The sequence below is a fragment of the Novosphingobium sediminis genome (assembly GCF_007991615.1).
Classification (GTDB): Bacteria; Pseudomonadota; Alphaproteobacteria; order Sphingomonadales; family Sphingomonadaceae; genus Novosphingobium; species Novosphingobium sediminis.
This window is the reverse complement of the sequence record NZ_BJYR01000010.1, coordinates 101,332-118,337: the sequence shown is the minus strand read 5'-3', so window position 1 is coordinate 118,337 and position 17,006 is coordinate 101,332. Positions and strand designations below refer to the sequence as shown.

Below are 17,006 nucleotides of genomic sequence, written 5' to 3'. Positions count from 1 at the left end.
GCAAAATCTCTAGGGAGCTTGGCCCTTGCTGTCACTATCGGCCGCCGCAGCAGCAGCCCCGGTCATTGCCGCTGCCGGTCACCAGCCGTTGCATTGGGAGAACCTCGGGCTCTCGCCGATTGCGATCGACCTCGGGTTCTTTGCGATCAAATGGTACAGCCTCGCCTATCTGGCGGGGATCATGCTGGCCTACTTCCAGTTGGGCCGAATGATTCGCCAGCCGGGCGCACCGCTCGCGCAGCGGCATGCGGACGATCTGTTCTTCTATGCGACGCTTGGCGTGATCCTTGGCGGCCGGCTTGGCTATGCGTTTTTCTATGCGCCCGAACTGCTTGCCGATCCGGCGCGGCTGATCCGGCTGTGGGAAGGCGGCATGAGCTTCCATGGCGGCCTGATCGGCACCGTGGTGGCGATAGCATGGGTTTCGTGGCGCGGCGGGCTGAACTTCGTGCGGACCTGCGACTACATCGCGGTCTGCGTGCCGCCGGGCCTGTTCTTCGGCCGCTGCGCCAATTTCGTGAACGGCGAACTGTGGGGCCGGGTGACCGATTCGAAGATGCCGTGGGTCATGGTGTTTCCGGGCGCAGGAGCGCTGCCGCGCCATCCCAGCCAGCTTTACGAAGCGCTGCTGGAAGGTCTTGTCCTCGGCATCGTGCTGTTCGTGCTGTTCTGGCGCACCCGAGCGCGCTGGCGGCCAGGCCTTCTCGTCGGCATTTTCGGACTGGGCTATGCGATGGCGCGCTTCACGGTAGAATTCTACCGCGAACCGGATGTGCAACTGCTCGACTTCGCAATGCGCACCGGTCTTTCGATGGGACAGTGGCTCACGCTGCCGATGATGGCGATCGGGCTGGGTCTTGCATTCCGCGCGCTGATGAGCCCGCCGCTGGCCGTGACGATCCAGCCGACCGGGCAGTCATCGGGGCAGACGGTCGTATCCTGAGCGCGGCGAAGTTCGGCGGCGATGGCAAGCGATGACAGCAGTGAGCCGGGCGGGCTCTCCAGCGTGTTCGCGCGGCTCATCGCTGCGACCGGGCCGATCTCGATCGCGCATTACATGGCCGAAGCGAATGCGCGTTACTACGGTTCGCGCGATCCGCTCGGCGCGGGGGGCGACTTTGTGACCGCGCCTGAAATCAGCCAGATGTTCGGCGAACTGATCGGTCTGTGGCTGGCGGATATTTGGCAGCGAGCCGGAAGCCCGGACGGCGTCTGTTATGTCGAGCTTGGCCCCGGTCGCGGAACTTTGGCGCGTGATGCACTGCGGGCAGCGGCCGGGGCCGGGCTCGCACCTGAAGTCCATTTCGTCGAAACCAGCCCGGCCCTTATGGCCTTGCAGCGTGCAGCGCACCGTGGCGCGGTCTGGCATCACGACCTTTCGGAACTACCGTCGGATCGCCCCCTGCTGATCGTGGCCAACGAATTCCTCGATGCGCTGCCGGTTCGGCAATTGGTGCGCACGGCAAGTGGCTGGCGCGAGCGCATGGTCGGACTGGATGCGCAGGGCAGGTTCATTCCGGTTGCGGGGACACGGCCGATGGATGCGGCGGCACCGGCGGCTTTCGCCGAGGCCGGCGAAGGGGCAATTCTGGAAGCATCGCCCGCCGCTGCGACTGTCGTGCAGGAAGTTGCGGGCCGCCTTGCCGCACAGGGCGGAGCGGCCCTGTTCATCGACTATGGCTACGCCGAGCCGCAGCTTGGCAGCACCTTGCAGGCGGTGCAGGCGCACCGCAAGGTCGATGTCTTTGCCGAGCCGGGCGAGGCCGACCTTACTGCTCACGTCGATTTCGCGACGCTGGCCGAAGTGGCCGAGCAAGCCGGAGCGCGCTGGCTGGGGACGAACACGCAAGGACACTGGCTCGCCGCCCTCGGGATCGGTGCGCGAGCCGGGAGCCTTGCACGAGCAGCACCGGATGCTGCTGAAGCAATCGAGGCAGCAACTGTGCGGCTGACCGCCCCGACCGAAATGGGCGCACTGTTCAAGGTGATGGGCCTTGCCGCGCCGGGATGGCCCGATGGGGCAGGCCTTGGCCGAGTCAGCGCCGCATCAAGCGGTTGAGGCTCTGTCACGCCGTCGCAAGAGCTATGTTGCGAATGATTTGCAATAATCATTCAAGTTACTGTTAAAAATGCGATTAGATGCCTTGCATCCACGGCAAAATGCTTGTTGGCAAACTGGCGGCTTTGCGTCTATCAGGCGCGCCCAAGGGGACCGAACTCCCGCGTTGTCGCGGGGGTTGGTGCGGCATGGCTGGACGAGCGTCCCTTTGGGCACTTTCCCGCCGGATCGGTGTGGGACATTTTAGGACACGCTATCGCGCCCGATCCGTGGCGGCGGCAGCGCAGGCAGGGAATGGCAATGGCTGAACAAGCAAGCATCGCTGAGGCTACCATGGCTGGTGACGGCGTACGGCGTCGTGACTTCATCAATATCGCTGCGGTGAGCTTCGCAGGCGTCGGCGGTCTCGCCGCGCTCTATCCGCTGATTTCGCAAATGGCGCCTTCGGCCGACGTGCTGGCCGAGAGCTCGACCGAGATCGACATCTCGGCGATCTCGCCGGGCCAGGCGATCAAGGCCGTGTGGCGCAAGCAGCCGGTCTTCATCCGCAATCTGACGCCCGAGGAAATCAAGGCGGCAGATGCGGTCGACGTTTCGACCCTGCGCGATCCGGAAACGCTGGAGAAGCGCACGACCGCCGGCAAGACCAACTGGCTGATCACGATGGGCGTCTGCACCCACCTGGGCTGCGTGCCGCTCGGCGCCGGCGAAGGCGAAGTGAAGGGCGAGTTCGGCGGCTATTTCTGCCCCTGCCACGGCTCGGTCTACGATACCGCGGCGCGCATCCGCAAAGGCCCGGCACCCAAGAACCTTGAGGTGCCCCCCCACGAATTTTCTTCCGACACTGTCGTGAAGATCGGCTGAGGACTGACACGATGAGCTTTCCCTGGGCGAACGAATACAAGCCGACCAACCCGCTGATGCAGTGGGTCGATAACCGGCTTCCCCTCCCCCGCTTTGTCTACAACGCGGTGGGCGCCGGCTATCCGGTGCCGCGCAACCTCAACTACATGTGGAACTTCGGCGTGCTCGCGGGCTTTGCGCTGGTTCTGCAGATCGTGACCGGCGTTGTACTTGCGATGCACTACGCCGCCAATGCCGGCGTTGCATTCGACAGCGTCGAGCACATCATGCGCGACGTGAACTGGGGCTGGATGCTCCGTTATGCCCACGCCAACGGCGCGAGCATGTTCTTCATCGTGGTCTACACCCACATTTTCCGCGGCTTCTTCTACTCGTCGTACAAGGCCCCGCGCGAAATGATCTGGCTGCTGGGCGTCGTGATCTTCCTGCTCATGATGGCCACCGCCTTCATGGGTTACGTGCTTCCCTGGGGTCAGATGAGCTTCTGGGGCGCCAAGGTCATCACCGGCCTGTTCTCGGCAATCCCGCTGGTCGGCACCCCGCTGCAGCAGTGGCTGCTGGGCGGTTTCGCACCGGACAACGCCGCGCTGAACCGCTTCTTCTCGCTGCACTTCCTGCTGCCCTTCGTGATCCTGGGTGTGATCATCCTGCACGTCTGGGCGCTGCACATCCCCGGCTCGTCGAACCCGACCGGCGTGGAAGTGAAGCAGGAATCGGACACCGTGCCGTTCCACCCCTACTACACCGCCAAGGACGGCTTCGGGCTCGGTATCTTCCTGATGGTCTACTGCGCCCTGGTGTTCTTCGCGCCGAACCTGCTGGGCCACCCGGATAACTACATCCCGGCGAACCCGCTCTCGACCCCCGCGCACATCGTGCCTGAGTGGTACTTCTGGCCGTTCTACGCGATCCTGCGCGCTTTCACCTCGGACTTCATGTTCATCCCGGCGAAGCTCATGGGCGTGCTCGCGATGTTCAGCGCGATCCTCGTCTGGTTCTTCCTGCCCTGGCTGGATACGAGCCCGGTGCGCTCGGGTCACTACCGTCCGCTGTTCCGCAAGTTCTTCTACCTGCTCGTCGTCGACGTGCTGGTGCTGGGCTACTGCGGCGGTGCGCCGGCTGAGGAACCGTACGTGATGATCTCGCAGATCGCTTCGATGTACTACTTCCTGCACTTCCTTGTGATCCTGCCGATCGTCTCGTCGGTCGAGACGCCGCAGCCGCTGCCGTTCTCGATCACCGAGGCCGTGCTGGGCAAGGACGAGCACGCCACCCTCGCTCCCGCAACCCCGGCTGTCGCCTGAGCCTGCCAACCCGGCACATCCAAAGGGAAACCTCATGGTCCGTCTATTTGGCCCGCTCGTTGGCCTCTTCTTCGCAGTCGCACTGCTCTGGTCCTTCGGGAACGGCGCATACAACGCTGCGACCCAGCCCACCCCGCCAACCGCGGAGAAGCTGTTCCACATGCATCCGAAGGAAGTCGCGTTCTCGTTCGACGGCGCCTTCGGCACGTTCGACAAGGCGCAGCTTCAGCGCGGCTTCAAGGTTTACCAGGAAGTCTGCTCAAACTGCCACAGCCTGAAGCAGGTGGCTTTCCGCGACCTCGCCCAGCTCGGCTACAAGGAAGCCGAAGTGAAGGCGATCGCCAAGAACTGGGGCAACAAAGCGCAGACCTTCGATCCCAAGACCGGTGATCGCGGCGATCGTCCGAACCTGCCTTCGGACCACTTCCCGCCGGTGTACTACGCTGGTCAGGGCAATCCGCCAGACCTCTCGCTGATCGCGAAGTCGCGTCACGGCGGTGCGCAGTACATCCACTCGCTGCTGACGGGTTACACCGATCAGGCGGGCTACAAGAATGAAGCTGGCGAAGAGCTGCTCAAGAAGTTCCCGGATGCGAAGACGCCCGATGGGCTGTACTTCAACCCGTACTTCGCCAACCTGAACCTCGCCATGCCGCAGCCGCTGACCAGCGACGGTCAGGTGACCTACAGCGACGGCACCAAGGCGACGGTCGACCAGATGTCGATGGACGTCGCGGCGTTCCTGACCTGGACGGCCGAACCCAAGCTCGACAAGCGCAAGCAGACGGGCTGGCCGGTGCTGGGCTTCCTGCTGGCGGCTACGGTTCTTGCCTACCTTGCCAAGCGGAACGTCTGAGCTGACAAGCACTGACCTTTCGGCACAAGGTTCTTCTCGAACCTTGGTAACAAACAAAGGCCACCGGCAACGGTGGCCTTTTTTGTGGGCGCGACTATGGAAGGCCGCGATGACCAAGGACGAAATCAAGGCGCTGGTGCGCACGGTGCCCGACTTCCCCGCCAAGGGGATCCTGTTTCGCGACGTGACGACGCTGATCCGGCACGGCGAGGGCTTTGCCGCATGCATCGCCCATCTTGCACAGTTGGCCGAAGCCGCTGGCGCAGATGCCATCGCGGGGATGGAGGCGCGGGGATTTATCTTCGGCGCGGCGGTGGCAGCGCAAATGCGGCTGGGCTTCGTGCCGGTGCGCAAGCCGGGCAAGCTGCCGGTGCGCACGGTAGGCATCGACTACGCGCTGGAATATGGTCGTGACCGGCTGGAGATCGATCCCGGCGCCATCACCAACGGGGCGCGCGTGGTGATCGTCGACGACCTGATCGCAACAGGCGGTACGGCGCTGGCGGCAACGGAACTGCTACGCGGCGCGGGCGCCAGGGTCGATCATGCGCTGTTCGTAATCGACCTTCCGGACCTGCACGGCGCAGAACGACTGCGCAGTGCCGGCGTGACGGTCGAAGCGCTGATGGACTTTCCCGGGCACTGAGGATCTCAGTGCTGGTAGCCCGGATCAGAGGGTTGCCATGCTCGCCTTGGCGCAGCGCGCGGTGACTTCGGCGCTGCCGCTGCTCGCCCCGCTGACCACGCTGGCGAGATAGAACCCGCCGATGACGAACACGACGAAGCCGATGGTCACGAGGCCGAGGTACTTGTCGATCACGCGCTTGATCGGTGCGCCGAAGAGGCGGAACATGCCGCCCACGATCATGAAGCTGATCGAGCGGCTGACGATGCTGGCAAGCAGAAACGGCACGATCGGCATGGCGATGAAGCCAGCGGTGATCGTCAGCAGCTTGAACGGGATCGGCGTGGCGCCCTTGATGACGATGATCTCAACGCCGTATTCGCGGAGATAGCACGCGGCGTGGGGGAAGCTCTCAGCGAGGTGGAGCAGTTCAAGGAGCTGCTTGCCGACGCTGGCGAAGAGGAAATAGCCGATCGCATAGCCGAGCAGGCCGCCGAGGACCGAAGCAACGGTGGCAATGGCCGAGTAGCGCACGGCCTTCTTGGGCTCTGCAAGGCACATCAACCCGAGCAGTGGATGTGGCGGCACAGGGAAGAAGCTTGCCTCCATCGCCGAGAAAAGTGCGAGCCAGACTTCGGCAAGCGGGTGCGTGGCCTTGGCCATGGTCCAATTGTAGAGGCTGCGAAGCATTGGGCTGGATACTCGACTGGTCAAACGTGCGTCTGTGGGCAGAATCGGGACACGTCCCGCGGAGGTTACCTAGCAACGCAATCCAAACATTCCCTAAGCGAGCGGGCGGCAAAGTTCTAGGGGGGCACGAATTAACCGTATAGGTACAAAATCCTTGACATCGTCACACTGTTTGAGTACATAACAGGAACATCGCGAAAGACCGAGTCGCCGCCCCGGCAGCGAACGGCTTCGCACTTCCCCTCTCCAGACAACGGATAGCCGATGGCCCAGCGACCCAATGCGCCGCAGCCGTGTGGTGCCGCGAAGACGCAGCGCACCGAATCGGAGGCGGCACAGCACTGGACGACCACATTCCTTGCCGCCCTCGCCGACACGTCCAACGTGGCTGCGGCTGCGCGCAGGGCCAAGATCGACGTATCGACCGCCTATCATCGGAGGCGTCACGACCATGAATTCGAACGGCAATGGCAGGTTGCGCTGTGCGAGGGTTACGACAACCTCGAACTGGAACTGCTCTATCGGCTGCGCACCGGTGAATTGAAGAACGCGAAGCGGGCCAGCCGCAGCTTCGACAATGCCACCGCTTTCCGCCTGCTTGCCGCGCACCGCGAATCGGCAGTCCGCGAGCGGGCGCGGCGTGACCATGTAAGCTCCGCGGAGATCCGCGCCGCGATCGACCGAAAAGTCGACGAGTTGCGACGCCGCGTGATGGACGCGAAGGCACAGCGCGATGCTGCCGCCTTGAGCGGAGCCATCCTGCCCAAACCGCAGTCCGCTTCGTGAGCGCCGATCGCCTCGACTTTCTGCGTCACGACGAGCACCGGCTGGCCCATACACTGCCCGACATGCTGGACCCGTGTGAACGGGAAGCGTTGCTGGCGAACTGGCCGCTCTGGGCGCGGGCATCGCAGTTGCCACCGCAGGGTGACTGGCGCGTGTGGCTGATCATGGCGGGACGCGGCTTTGGCAAGACGCGTGCCGGCGCAGAATGGGTGCGGATGGTGGCCGAGCGCGACCATTCGGCGCGGATCGCACTGGTAGCATCGTCGCTGCACGAAGCGCGCAGTATCATGGCCGAAGGAGAAAGCGGGCTCATGGCGGTGAGCCCGCCGAACCTCAGGCCGCGCTATGAGCCGTCACTGCGCCGGATCGTCTGGCCCGGCGGCGCGCAGGCGCTGCTCTATTCAGCAGCGGAAGCGGAGGCGCTGCGTGGGCCGCAGCACAGCCATGCCTGGTGCGACGAGATTGCCAAGTGGGACGACAACCAGGGGCAAGCGCGGCGGTGCTGGGACAACCTCATGCTGGGCCTGCGACTGGGCAACGCGCCGCAGATCGTGGCGACAACCACTCCGCGTGCCGTGCCGCTTGTCAGGCGCCTGATGGCGCAAGTCGGCGACGGCGGCGATGTCGTGCTGACGCGCGGATCGACGTTGGAGAATGAAGCCAATCTGCCGGGACGGTTCATCGCCGATGTGACGCGGGAGTTTGGCGGAACCTTGCTGGGCCGGCAGGAGCTGGAAGGCGAGCTGATCGACGACCTGCCGGGTGCGCTTTGGACGCGCGGGCTGCTCGAAACCTGCCGCGAAGCTGGCGTGCTGCCGGGAATGACCCGTGTGATCGTGGGAGTCGACCCGCCGGCCAGCGCGGATGGCGATGCTTGCGGGATCGTGGTTTGCGGGCTGGGCACCGACGGCATCGCACGAGTGCTGGCGGATGCCTCGGTCGAAAAGCCGAGCCCCGAGCGCTGGGCCCGTGCGGTGGCCGAGGCCGCGCAGGCGTGGTCTGCCGACCGCGTCGTGGCGGAAGCCAACCAGGGCGGGGCGATGGTGGGCGCGGTGCTGCGGGCAGCCAATGCCGCGCTGCCGCTGCGGTTGGTGCATGCATCGCGCGGCAAGGCGGCGCGGGCCGAGCCGGTCGCGGCACTCTATGAAGCGGGACGAGTCCGCCACGCAGGGCTGTTCGCCCGGCTGGAGGACGAACTGTGCGGTCTGCTGCCGGGCGGGACTTATCAGGGTCCGGGTCGCTCACCTGACCGAGCCGATGCCTGCGTCTGGGCGCTGACCGAGCTGATGCTGGGTCGGAGCGGAGAGCCCCGCATCTGGATTGATTGAGGGGACGCCTCGCGGGCCTCCCCAAGTGAAGGCCCCCCCTCCCCGCTTGCGGGAGGGGGGAGAAGAAAGTGCACCTCCCGCTTGCGGGCAGGCGATTTGATGCTTCGAGCGCATTGAAAGGCTGGACATGTCGATTTTGCAGAGCCTCGCGGCGGCCTTCAAGGGCGCCGCGGTATCCGACCGTGCGCCCTTGGCACGCGGATTCATTTCACCTTGGGCCGAAGCGTTCCAGTGGCGGAGCGGTGAGGCACACGGGCCGCTGAACTACCCGGTAGCTATCCGCGAAGCCTACCTGAAGAACCCGGTGGCACAGCGCGCAGTGCGATTGGTCGCCGAGGGCGTGGGCAGTGCCCCGCTTTCGGCATCGGACCCGGAACTGATCCGGCTGGTCAGCGCAACCAGCGCGGGACAGGCGCTGCTGGAGACGCTGGCAAGCCAGCTGCTGCTGCATGGCAACGGCTATGTGCAGGTCTTGCGCGATGCCGATGGCCAGCCGGCCGAACTCTTTGCGCTGCGCCCGGAACGGGTGCGGGTCATCCCCGACGGCAAGGGCTGGCCGGCGGCGTTTGCCTATACGTTGGGCGAAACGACACTGCAGATCGATGCAGTGGACGAGTTCGGCCAGCCGAACCTGATCCACATTCGCGCGTTCCATCCCGCAGACGACCACTATGGTGCAGGTTGCCTGGAGGCCGCGGACGAAGCAGTGGCGATCCACAATGCCGCCGCACGGTGGAACCGGGCCTTGCTCGAGAACGCGGCGCGGCCATCGGGTGCGCTGGTATACGATCCCGGTGAACCGGGCGCAGCGCTGAGCGCGGATCAGTTCGAACGGATCAAGGCCGAGCTTGCCGCAGCGTTTTCGGGCGAGACCAATGCCGGTCGGCCGATGCTGCTCGAAGGCGGTCTAAAATGGCAGACGCTGGCGCTGAGCCCGGCTGACATGGACTTCGCGACGTTGAAAGCAGCGGCGGCGCGGGACATCGCGCTGGCCTTCGGCGTACCACCGATGCTGCTCGGACTGCCGGGGGACAACACCTATTCGAACTACAGAGAGGCCAACCGCGCGTTGTGGCGGCTGACGCTGCTACCGCTGACGGGCAAGATCCTCGATGCGCTGACCGAGGGGCTCGCCCCGTGGTTTACCGACGCGAAGATGGCGGTCGAGCTCGACCGGGTGCCTGCACTTGCCGAGGACCGGCAGGCCTTGTGGTCGCAGGTGACGGCGGCCGATTTCCTGACGCCTGCCGAGAAACGGCAGATGCTCGGCCTTGCGGAGAAGCTGGCATGAGGCGCGAGGACATGCTGGCAGGATTGCTGGCGCAGGCCGGGAGCGAGGGCTCCGAACTGATCACGCTGCGTGCGGTCGTGGAAGAAGCGAGCGAATTGGGGGCGGCGCGGGCACTGGAGCAGATGGGCCTCGCCGACGAAACCGCGCACGAAGATCTGGCTGAGCTGCGCGAACTGCTGCGGGCCTGGCGCGATGCCAAGGCGAGCGCGTGGAAAGCGGTGGTAGGCTGGGTGGTGCGCGGTGTGCTGGCGCTGCTGCTGCTGGGCATCGCCGTGCGGCTCGGCTCAGAGGATGTGCTGCGATGAGTGCGGACAGCGTTCAGGCGCCGTCTTCCCTGCGCTTTGCTGGCTATGCCGCGGTCTTTGGCAAGCGCGACAGCGGCGGCGACGTGATCGTGCCCGGCGCGTTCTCCCAGACGCTGGCGGCGCGCAGGGAAGCCGGCGTGCGGCTGCCGCTGTTGTGGCAGCATCGCACCGGCCAGCGGATCGGCTGGGTCGACCTTGCCGAAGAGGACCGCCACGGCCTGCGCGTCGTCGCCTCGCTTTCCCCCGGTGCCGGACCCGCCGCGAAGGCGCTGGCCGAGGGGGCCGTGAACGGTCTCTCGTTCGGATATCGGGTGCGCGATGCCGCGCCGCAGGGCGGCGGGCGCGAATTGCGCAGCGTCGACCTGATCGAAGTCAGCCTGGTGACCCGGCCCATGCAGCAGCTGGCCCGGGTCCACTATGTCGACAGCAAAGGCGGCCGATTGGCGCCCGCGTAACTCCCCTCGTTTTCGTTACCCCCGAAGAGGCCGCCCCGGAGCATCTTGCTCTGCAACGGCGGTCGCCATCAAGAAAGGACGTTCGGTTCCATGGACATCAACTCCCCCGAAGGCGCCATGATCGGCGCGATCGAGACCAAGGCCGACGCATTCGATGCGTCGTTCGATATCGTGACGCGCCAGGATGAGGCTGCCGCCGCCATCGAAGCGCTGCGCAGCGACATTGCCGAAGTAAAGGGCCGGCTCGACAAGGTGAACCGCGCTGCGGTCCGCCCGTTGATCGGCAGCACTGAAGTTGCCGATGCCTCCCCCGAGATGAAGGGCTTCGTCGATGGCTACCTGCGAATGGGCTGCGAGACCGAGCTCAAGAGCCTGTCAATCGCTTCGCCTGCAGACGGCGGCTTTGCCGTGCCCCGCACGATCGATGCCGAGATCGCGCGCCGCCTCGTCAAGCTCAGCCCGGTCCGCAGCGTTGCCAATGTGATCCAGACTAGCACGAGCGGCTTCCGCCGGCTGATCTCGATCGGCGGCACTGCATCGGGCTGGGCGAGCGAGACCGGTGCGCGCATCGAGACCGCCAGCCCGAAACTGGCCGAAATCGTGCCGCCGCTGGGTGAGCTCTATGCCAACCCCTCCGCCACACAGCAGATGCTCGACGACGCCGCATTTGATGTCAGCACCTGGCTGGCGAACGAGATCGCCACCGAGTTCGCCCGTGCCGAGGGTGCAGCCTTCATCAACGGCACCGGCACCAACCAGCCACGCGGTTTCCTGACCGGCCCGACGGCGGCGCAGAGCGACGCGGTCCGTCCGTTCGGTACGCTGCAGTTCGTCGCCTCGGGCAACGCCAATGCGTTCGACGCATCGCCTGAATCGAAACTGATCGACATGGTCTTCTCGATGAAGGCCGCGCTGCGTCAGGGCGCCGTGTGGATGATGAACTCGGCGACGCTGGCGGCGGTGCGCAAGCTGAAGTCGGCGGATGGTTCGTTCCTGTGGCAGGCCGGCATCGTCGATGGCCAGCCGAGCCGCCTGCTCGGTTATCCGGTGATCGAAGCCGAAGACATGCCAGACGTCGGGGCAGGCAACTTCCCGATCGCGTTCGGCAACTTCAAGGCCGGGTATCTGATCGCCGAGCGCACTGCGACGACGATCCTGCGCGATCCCTACACCAACAAGCCCTACGTCCAGTTCTATGCGACGCGCCGGGTGGGCGGCCAGGTGCTCGACAGCGATGCGATCAAGCTGCTGAAGATCTCGACCTGATCCGGTTGGGGCGGGCGCGCGAACCCCTGACGCGCCTGCCCCCGCGTCCGCGGCGCACCCCCTCACGCCGCGGACGCCCCCTTTCCTGTCCGGGATGTTTTCATCCCCAGAACACCGGAGATTGCCATGAAGCGGGCAATTACCGCGCCGCCGACGCTGGCACCGATGGCGCTCGCCGAACTCAAGGCATGGCTTGGCATCAGCACGACGCGCGAAGACGCGGAGCTGACAGGTCTGATCAGGACCGCGCTGGAGCTGTGCGAAGGATTTATCGGCATGATGCCGCTCGTAACGGACTGCGAAGAAGTGCTCCAAGCATGCGGCAACTGGCAATCGCTGGCGACGCGGCCGGTGAAAGCGATCTCCGGCGTTCTGGCGATAGCTGCCGATGGCACACGTACGGCGCTGGCAGCGACCGACTATGACATCGACATCGACGCTGAAGGCACCGGACGTGTGCGCCTGAACCGGCCGATCGATCAAACACGGGTCGCCGTGAAGTTCGCCGCCGGGATGGCCGAAGGGTGGGACACCTTGCCCGAAGCCATCCGGCAGGGACTGGTTCGGTGGGCCGCATACCAGCACCGCGACCGCGCGCGCGACAATGACAAGGCCATGGCCGGTCCGCCGGCTTCGGTCGCAGCGTTGTGGCGGCCGTGGCGCAGGATGCGCATCGCATGAGCAAGACCAGCAACAACTTTGTGCAGGTGCAGCAGCAGCTGATCGCAGCCGCACGGCAAATCGCCGAAGCCCGCGCCGCAGGCCGCGCGGCGGCAGACAACACCGCGAACTGGCGATCCGCCCGGTGGCTGTGGCCGCTGCAATGACAGGAGTGAGCAATGGAACTGGCTTTTCGTGCCGCAGTGGTTTCGTGGCTTGCTGCAGATCCGACGCTGGCCACGGGATTGAACGCGATCGTCGAAGAAGCCCCGCTCAGGACGGCGCTCCCGTGGCTGGCCCTGACGGCAAGCGCCAGTACGGACTGGAGCAATAAGAGTGGACGCGGCCGGGAAATCCGCGTCGCGCTCGAGCTCAACTACCGGGGCTATGAGCAACTTTCCGAAGCCAATCTGATCGGAGCCATCGAGGCACGGATGGAGAGCCTTCCGGCTGACCAGAGCGCCGCCGGTTTCCAGGTTGCCAGCCTCACATTTCTCAGGGCCCGGGCCGAACAGCGCGGTGAGGCGCTGCGCGTGCTGGTGCTCGAATACCGGGCACGGGTGCTTGCGGCCTGACCGCAGGGTCTGACGGCCGCACATCATGCAATCCTTCCAACCAGGAGAACCGACATGCCAGCACAGAAGGGAAGCGCCTTTCTGCTGAAGATCAGCGATGGCGCAGCGACGCCGACCTATAACACCGTGGCCGGGCTGCGCACGACGCAGATGTCTATCAACGGCGAACTGGTGGTGGTGACCAGCAAGGATTCCGGCGGGTGGCGCGAACTGCTCTCAGGCGCGGGGACCCGATCCGTGAGCGTAAGTGCTGCAGGGATCTTCCTTGGCAGCGCCGCTGAAGGTCAGGTCCTCGGCAATGCACTGGCAGGCACGATCACCGACTACGAGCTTTCGTTCGAGGGCGGCGAGAAGATGCGCGGCAAGTTCCTCGTCCAGAAGCTCGAATATGCCGGGGATTTCAATGGCGAGCGCAACTACACACTGTCGCTCGAAAGCTCTGGCCTGGTGGTGCAGGTATGAGCGGGGTGTCGATGACCGCTGCCGCTCCCAATCCGCACCGCGGCGAGGCCGGCCTGCTGCTGGACGGGGTAGCCCATGTGCTGCGCCCGACGTTTGGCGCATTGGTGGCGGCCGAAGAAGAACTGGGGCCGCTGTTTGGACTTGTCGAACGGGCGAGCGGGGGTGAACTGAAGCTCGCCGAAATGGTGGCGCTCTTCTGGCACTGTCTGGCGCACCCATCCGACCACAGCCGCGAAGATTTTGCCGAGGCCGTGACCAAGGCCGGCCTTTCTGCCTGCGCGCCCGCTTTGCGCAGCCTGCTGGTGCAGGTGCTGAAGGGCGGCGGATGAGCGCCAAGGCCGAAGCCCGCTTCGGCGAAGCGGCGATACGGCTGTCAGGTCAGGCTGCGCTGCTGATCGGCTGGTCGCCGCAGACATTCTGGACGGCCACGCCGGCTGAGCTTGCAGCGGTTGTCATGGCCGCCGCGCCGCCACCCGGTGACAGCATCGACCGGAGCACCCTGACCGCAATGATGGAGCGCGATGCGCATGGATAGTCTTTCTACGCTGGTCGTCGATGTGCGGGCCAGCACCGACGGTTTTGCTGCCGACATCGGCCAGATGCGCAGCAGCTTCGACTCGATCGTCGTCGACGGCTTCAGCCGCGGCGGCGACGTGCTCGAGCGTGGTCTGCTGAGTGCCGTACGGCGAGGAAGCCTGGGTTTCGAGGATCTTCGACGGACCGGCCTGAGGGTGCTCGACGACATCGCGGCGCAAGCCTTGCGCGGCGGGCTTGCCTCGATCGGGATTGGCGGTTCGGGCGGTGGCGGCGGCCTTGGAGGCGGCATCCTTGGCATCGGCAGCCTGATCAGCTCGATCTTCGGATTGCCCGGCCGAGCGACCGGCGGACCTGTCGCGCCAGGCCGCCCTTACCTCGTCGGCGAGCGCGGCCCGGAGCTGTTCATACCGACATCGGCCGGGCAGGTCGATCCGGGCAGCAGGGGCGGGGCGCGGTCCGTCAACGTCTCGATCAGGGTTGTTGCGCCCGAAGGCAGCAGCAGTCCGGAAAGTCTGCGCCGCTCCAGCCGTCAGGTAGCGCAAGCGGTGCGGCGCGCCCTTAGCGAATATTGAGAAGGAACGAGGAGCCATGAGCTTCTGGCTGGCAAAACGCCGTACCGTGCAGGCGACGGACACGATCCAACGGTTCGACCCGCGCTTCTGGATGGTGGATTTTCCGCGCCCGGCGATGGCGTCGGTGGTCACCACCGCGCCGGATACACTGCGGGTCGACGCCGTTTTCCAGAAGGCTAACGATCTGATCGGGCTGATCTGGGAAAGCGAGGACCGCTGGGACCACCCGCTGCTCGCCTACGATACGAACCGCGACTACGCGCGGCTGACACTGTCGTTCCGCTGGCGCTCGAACGGTGTGTTGCCGCTCGATGCAGTGAACGGACCGACGTTGACCATCGAGGGGCGAGACGCTGCGGGCAATCCCCGCGGATGGTATTTGCGGCTGTGGAACTATGCGGCAGGCACGCCGACCGATGCGGTCATCACGCTGCCGTTCTCGGCGCTGGCTGGGGGGTTCATCCTGCCGGGTGAGGCCGATCCGGTCTATCCGTCAGACATCGACCGCATGTTCATTTCGCTCGTCGCGCCGGGCTATGCGGCGACATCAACGACGCCGTTCGCGTCTGCCATTACAGGCTGGGCCGAGCTGAGCGCGATGCGCTGCAGCGGGCACAAGCCCATGCTGACCATCGGCGACGTGATGGTGCCGCCCCATGGGCTGAGCATGGCAACGGGCTATGACGACGGCTACAACCAGACGCCCGCGCGGCTGCTGCGTAGTGTGCGCGGCCTCGGCTATCGCGGCAGCATCAATCACTATGTGGGGATGAGCCACTTTTTTCCGCTGGCGCCAGACGGCGCGGGCGGTTTCGTGGTCGATCCTGCTTTGCCTGCATTCAATCCTGCGGCGGAACGTTGGCACCAGGCGTTCCTCTCCGGCGCGAAGGCGATGGGATACACGGTGATCCTCTCGCAATCGTTCGAGTTGCTGGCGCAGCACTGCCCCGCTGCCTGGCAACAACGCGCGGCCGATGGCAGCCCTGCCCGGACGGGCTGGTCACCGCCTTCGGCGCTGCTTTCACCGGCCAGTACGGCGGCGACGGCGTGGTTGCGCAAGGTGGCCGTGCGACTGGTTGGCCTGCTCACGGAAGCAGGCTTGCCGGTGCGCTATCAGGTTGGCGAGCCGTGGTGGTGGGTGACCGCCGATCGCAAGATCTGCCTCTATGATGATGCTACCAAGGCAGCCTTGGGCGGGAACCCGGTGGCCATTCCGGACCTCGGTGCAACACTGACCGCAACGCAGAAGGCGCTGCTCGATGCTGCCGGCGCCTTGCTCGCAAGCGCGACAGCAGGCCTGACGGCAGCCGTGCGGGCGGCGGCCGGAAGTGCGCCTTGCGAAACGCTGCTACTGGCATTCCTGCCGACCGTACTCGATCCCGCAACGCCCGAAGCGCGGCGCGCGAACTTGCCGACGGGATGGGCATCGCCAGCGTTCGATGTGCTCCAGCTAGAGGACTACGACTGGCTGACCGCCGGGTTCGAGGCGCGCAGGACGCGCGGGCGCGCGGAGGCAGAGGCGCGGCTCGGCTATCCACGGGCGCATCAGCACTACCTTTCCGGCTTCGTGCTCAATGCCGCTGATGCCGAAGCCATGTGGCCGCGTATCGATGCCGCAGCAAGCGAAGCGCAGGCGCTGGGCGTGGCGGAGACTTTCATCTGGGCGCTGCCCCAAGTGGCACGCGACGGCTTCACCCGCCTGCCAGGGGCCACAGCCGGTTCCACCAATGAGGAGGACATTATGCAGCCCTTCGACGACGTGCACTTTCCGATCGCGATCGGAAGATCCGCAACAGTGACCCCCGAGTTTTCGACCAACGTGACAATCACGGCTTCCGGCTTCGAACGGCGCAACAGCTTGTGGGCGGACGCGCGCCTGCGGTTTGACGTGGGACCGGGCGTGCGTTCTGAAGCCGAACTGGGAGAGCTCCTTACTTTCTTCCGTGCGCGTCGCGGGCAGGCCCGCGGTTTCCGCCTGCGCGACCCGTCGGACTTCAGCTCCAACGGGATGACCGGCCTACCTACCGCGCTCGACCAGACAATCGGGACCGGTGATGGGGCAAGAGCGCGCTTCCCACTGGTGAAGGTCTATGGTGAGGGCACTGATGCGCAGAAGCGGCGCATCACCCGCCCGCGCGCCGAGAGCGTGGTGGTCAGCATCGACGGCGTATCTGTGGCGAACTGGACTCTCGATGCACTGGGCGAGATCGTGTTCGCAGACGCCCCGGCTGCGGGCAAGATTGTCCGCGCCGGCTTCCTGTTCGACGTACCGGTCCGATTTGGCGAAGACCGGCTCGACATCTCCGGCGCGGCGTTTGCCGCCGGCGAGGCGCCGAGCGTGCCGCTGATCGAACTGCGCGAGGACGCCTGA

At 65.5% G+C, this 17,006-nt stretch carries 21 protein-coding genes; 20 read left to right on the top strand and 1 reads right to left on the bottom strand.

Going from position 1 to position 17,006, the window contains the following annotated elements; genetic code table 11:
• The first annotated feature begins 25 nt into the window (after window positions 1-25).
• From lgt to NSE01_RS07880, 6 genes are all read left to right on the top strand, one after another.
• Window positions 26-943, top strand: coding sequence for a prolipoprotein diacylglyceryl transferase (gene lgt / locus NSE01_RS07905; protein WP_371863206.1), 918 nt, complete (start codon window positions 26-28; stop codon window positions 941-943).
• A gap of 21 nt (window positions 944-964) precedes the next feature.
• A complete protein-coding gene (locus tag NSE01_RS07900) occupies window positions 965-2,059 on the top strand; it encodes a class I SAM-dependent methyltransferase (RefSeq protein WP_147159050.1) in 1,095 nt (364 codons plus the stop codon).
• Window positions 2,060-2,359: 300 nt separating this feature from the next.
• Window positions 2,360-2,923: a ubiquinol-cytochrome c reductase iron-sulfur subunit gene (gene petA / locus NSE01_RS07895; protein WP_174812012.1), complete on the top strand. Its 564-nt coding sequence runs from the start codon at window positions 2,360-2,362 to the stop codon at window positions 2,921-2,923.
• Between the two features lie 11 nt (window positions 2,924-2,934).
• Complete coding sequence (locus NSE01_RS07890) at window positions 2,935-4,227, top strand: cytochrome b (RefSeq protein ID WP_147159049.1); 1,293 nt, start codon at window positions 2,935-2,937, stop codon at window positions 4,225-4,227.
• Between the two features lie 34 nt (window positions 4,228-4,261).
• Window positions 4,262-5,083, top strand: a complete 822-nt coding sequence (locus NSE01_RS07885) for a cytochrome c1 (protein WP_147159048.1) — start codon at window positions 4,262-4,264, stop codon at window positions 5,081-5,083.
• 109 nt (window positions 5,084-5,192) lie between these two features.
• A complete protein-coding gene (locus tag NSE01_RS07880) occupies window positions 5,193-5,729 on the top strand; it encodes an adenine phosphoribosyltransferase (RefSeq protein WP_147159047.1) in 537 nt (178 codons plus the stop codon).
• Window positions 5,730-5,753: 24 nt separating this feature from the next.
• Here the strand turns inward: NSE01_RS07880 and NSE01_RS07875 are convergent, their stop codons facing one another.
• Window positions 5,754-6,398 (bottom strand): YqaA family protein, encoded by a 645-nt coding sequence (locus NSE01_RS07875; RefSeq protein WP_147159046.1) that lies wholly within the window; start codon window positions 6,396-6,398, stop codon window positions 5,754-5,756.
• Between the two features lie 264 nt (window positions 6,399-6,662).
• Here NSE01_RS07875 and NSE01_RS07870 point away from each other — a divergent pair, with 264 nt between their 5' ends.
• From NSE01_RS07870 to NSE01_RS07810, 14 genes are all read left to right on the top strand, one after another.
• Window positions 6,663-7,184 (top strand): hypothetical protein, encoded by a 522-nt coding sequence (locus NSE01_RS07870; RefSeq protein WP_147159045.1) that lies wholly within the window; start codon window positions 6,663-6,665, stop codon window positions 7,182-7,184.
• Window positions 7,185-7,246: 62 nt separating this feature from the next.
• Window positions 7,247-8,512 (top strand): DNA-packaging protein, encoded by a 1,266-nt coding sequence (locus NSE01_RS07865; RefSeq protein ID WP_147159102.1) that lies wholly within the window; start codon window positions 7,247-7,249, stop codon window positions 8,510-8,512.
• A gap of 127 nt (window positions 8,513-8,639) precedes the next feature.
• Complete coding sequence (locus tag NSE01_RS07860; protein ID WP_147159044.1) at window positions 8,640-9,803, top strand: phage portal protein; 1,164 nt, start codon at window positions 8,640-8,642, stop codon at window positions 9,801-9,803.
• Window positions 9,800-10,108, top strand: coding sequence for a DUF6127 family protein (locus tag NSE01_RS07855; protein ID WP_147159043.1), 309 nt, complete (start codon window positions 9,800-9,802; stop codon window positions 10,106-10,108). The genes NSE01_RS07860 and NSE01_RS07855 overlap by 4 nt, the downstream gene beginning before the upstream one ends.
• Window positions 10,105-10,563: an HK97 family phage prohead protease gene (locus NSE01_RS07850; protein WP_147159042.1), complete on the top strand. Its 459-nt coding sequence runs from the start codon at window positions 10,105-10,107 to the stop codon at window positions 10,561-10,563. Before NSE01_RS07855 ends, NSE01_RS07850 begins: the two co-directional genes overlap by 4 nt.
• Window positions 10,564-10,653: 90 nt before the next feature.
• Window positions 10,654-11,829, top strand: a complete 1,176-nt coding sequence (locus NSE01_RS07845) for a phage major capsid protein (protein WP_246135093.1) — start codon at window positions 10,654-10,656, stop codon at window positions 11,827-11,829.
• A gap of 126 nt (window positions 11,830-11,955) precedes the next feature.
• Window positions 11,956-12,510 carry a head-tail connector protein gene (locus tag NSE01_RS07840; protein WP_147159041.1) on the top strand — a complete coding sequence of 185 codons (555 nt, stop codon included), beginning with the start codon at window positions 11,956-11,958 and terminating at the stop codon, window positions 12,508-12,510.
• Complete coding sequence (locus tag NSE01_RS21260; protein ID WP_170233786.1) at window positions 12,507-12,656, top strand: hypothetical protein; 150 nt, start codon at window positions 12,507-12,509, stop codon at window positions 12,654-12,656. Before NSE01_RS07840 ends, NSE01_RS21260 begins: the two co-directional genes overlap by 4 nt.
• A 12-nt stretch (window positions 12,657-12,668) precedes the next feature.
• The gene (locus NSE01_RS07835; RefSeq protein ID WP_147159040.1) at window positions 12,669-13,064 is read left to right on the top strand and encodes a DUF3168 domain-containing protein; all 396 of its coding nucleotides are present in this window, start codon (window positions 12,669-12,671) and stop codon (window positions 13,062-13,064) included.
• 54 nt (window positions 13,065-13,118) lie between these two features.
• Entirely contained in the window at window positions 13,119-13,526 is a 408-nt protein-coding gene (locus tag NSE01_RS07830) for a phage major tail protein, TP901-1 family (protein ID WP_147159039.1), read from the top strand.
• A gap of 11 nt (window positions 13,527-13,537) precedes the next feature.
• Complete coding sequence (locus NSE01_RS07825) at window positions 13,538-13,855, top strand: gene transfer agent family protein (RefSeq protein ID WP_147159038.1); 318 nt, start codon at window positions 13,538-13,540, stop codon at window positions 13,853-13,855.
• On the top strand, window positions 13,852-14,061 hold the full coding sequence (locus NSE01_RS07820; RefSeq protein WP_147159037.1) for a phage tail assembly chaperone: 210 nt from the start codon (window positions 13,852-13,854) through the stop codon (window positions 14,059-14,061). Before NSE01_RS07825 ends, NSE01_RS07820 begins: the two co-directional genes overlap by 4 nt.
• Window positions 14,054-14,635, top strand: a complete 582-nt coding sequence (locus NSE01_RS07815) for a tail tape measure protein (RefSeq protein WP_147159036.1) — start codon at window positions 14,054-14,056, stop codon at window positions 14,633-14,635. Before NSE01_RS07820 ends, NSE01_RS07815 begins: the two co-directional genes overlap by 8 nt.
• Before the next feature lie 16 nt (window positions 14,636-14,651).
• Window positions 14,652-17,006, top strand: coding sequence for a DUF2460 domain-containing protein (locus NSE01_RS07810; protein WP_147159035.1), 2,355 nt, complete (start codon window positions 14,652-14,654; stop codon window positions 17,004-17,006).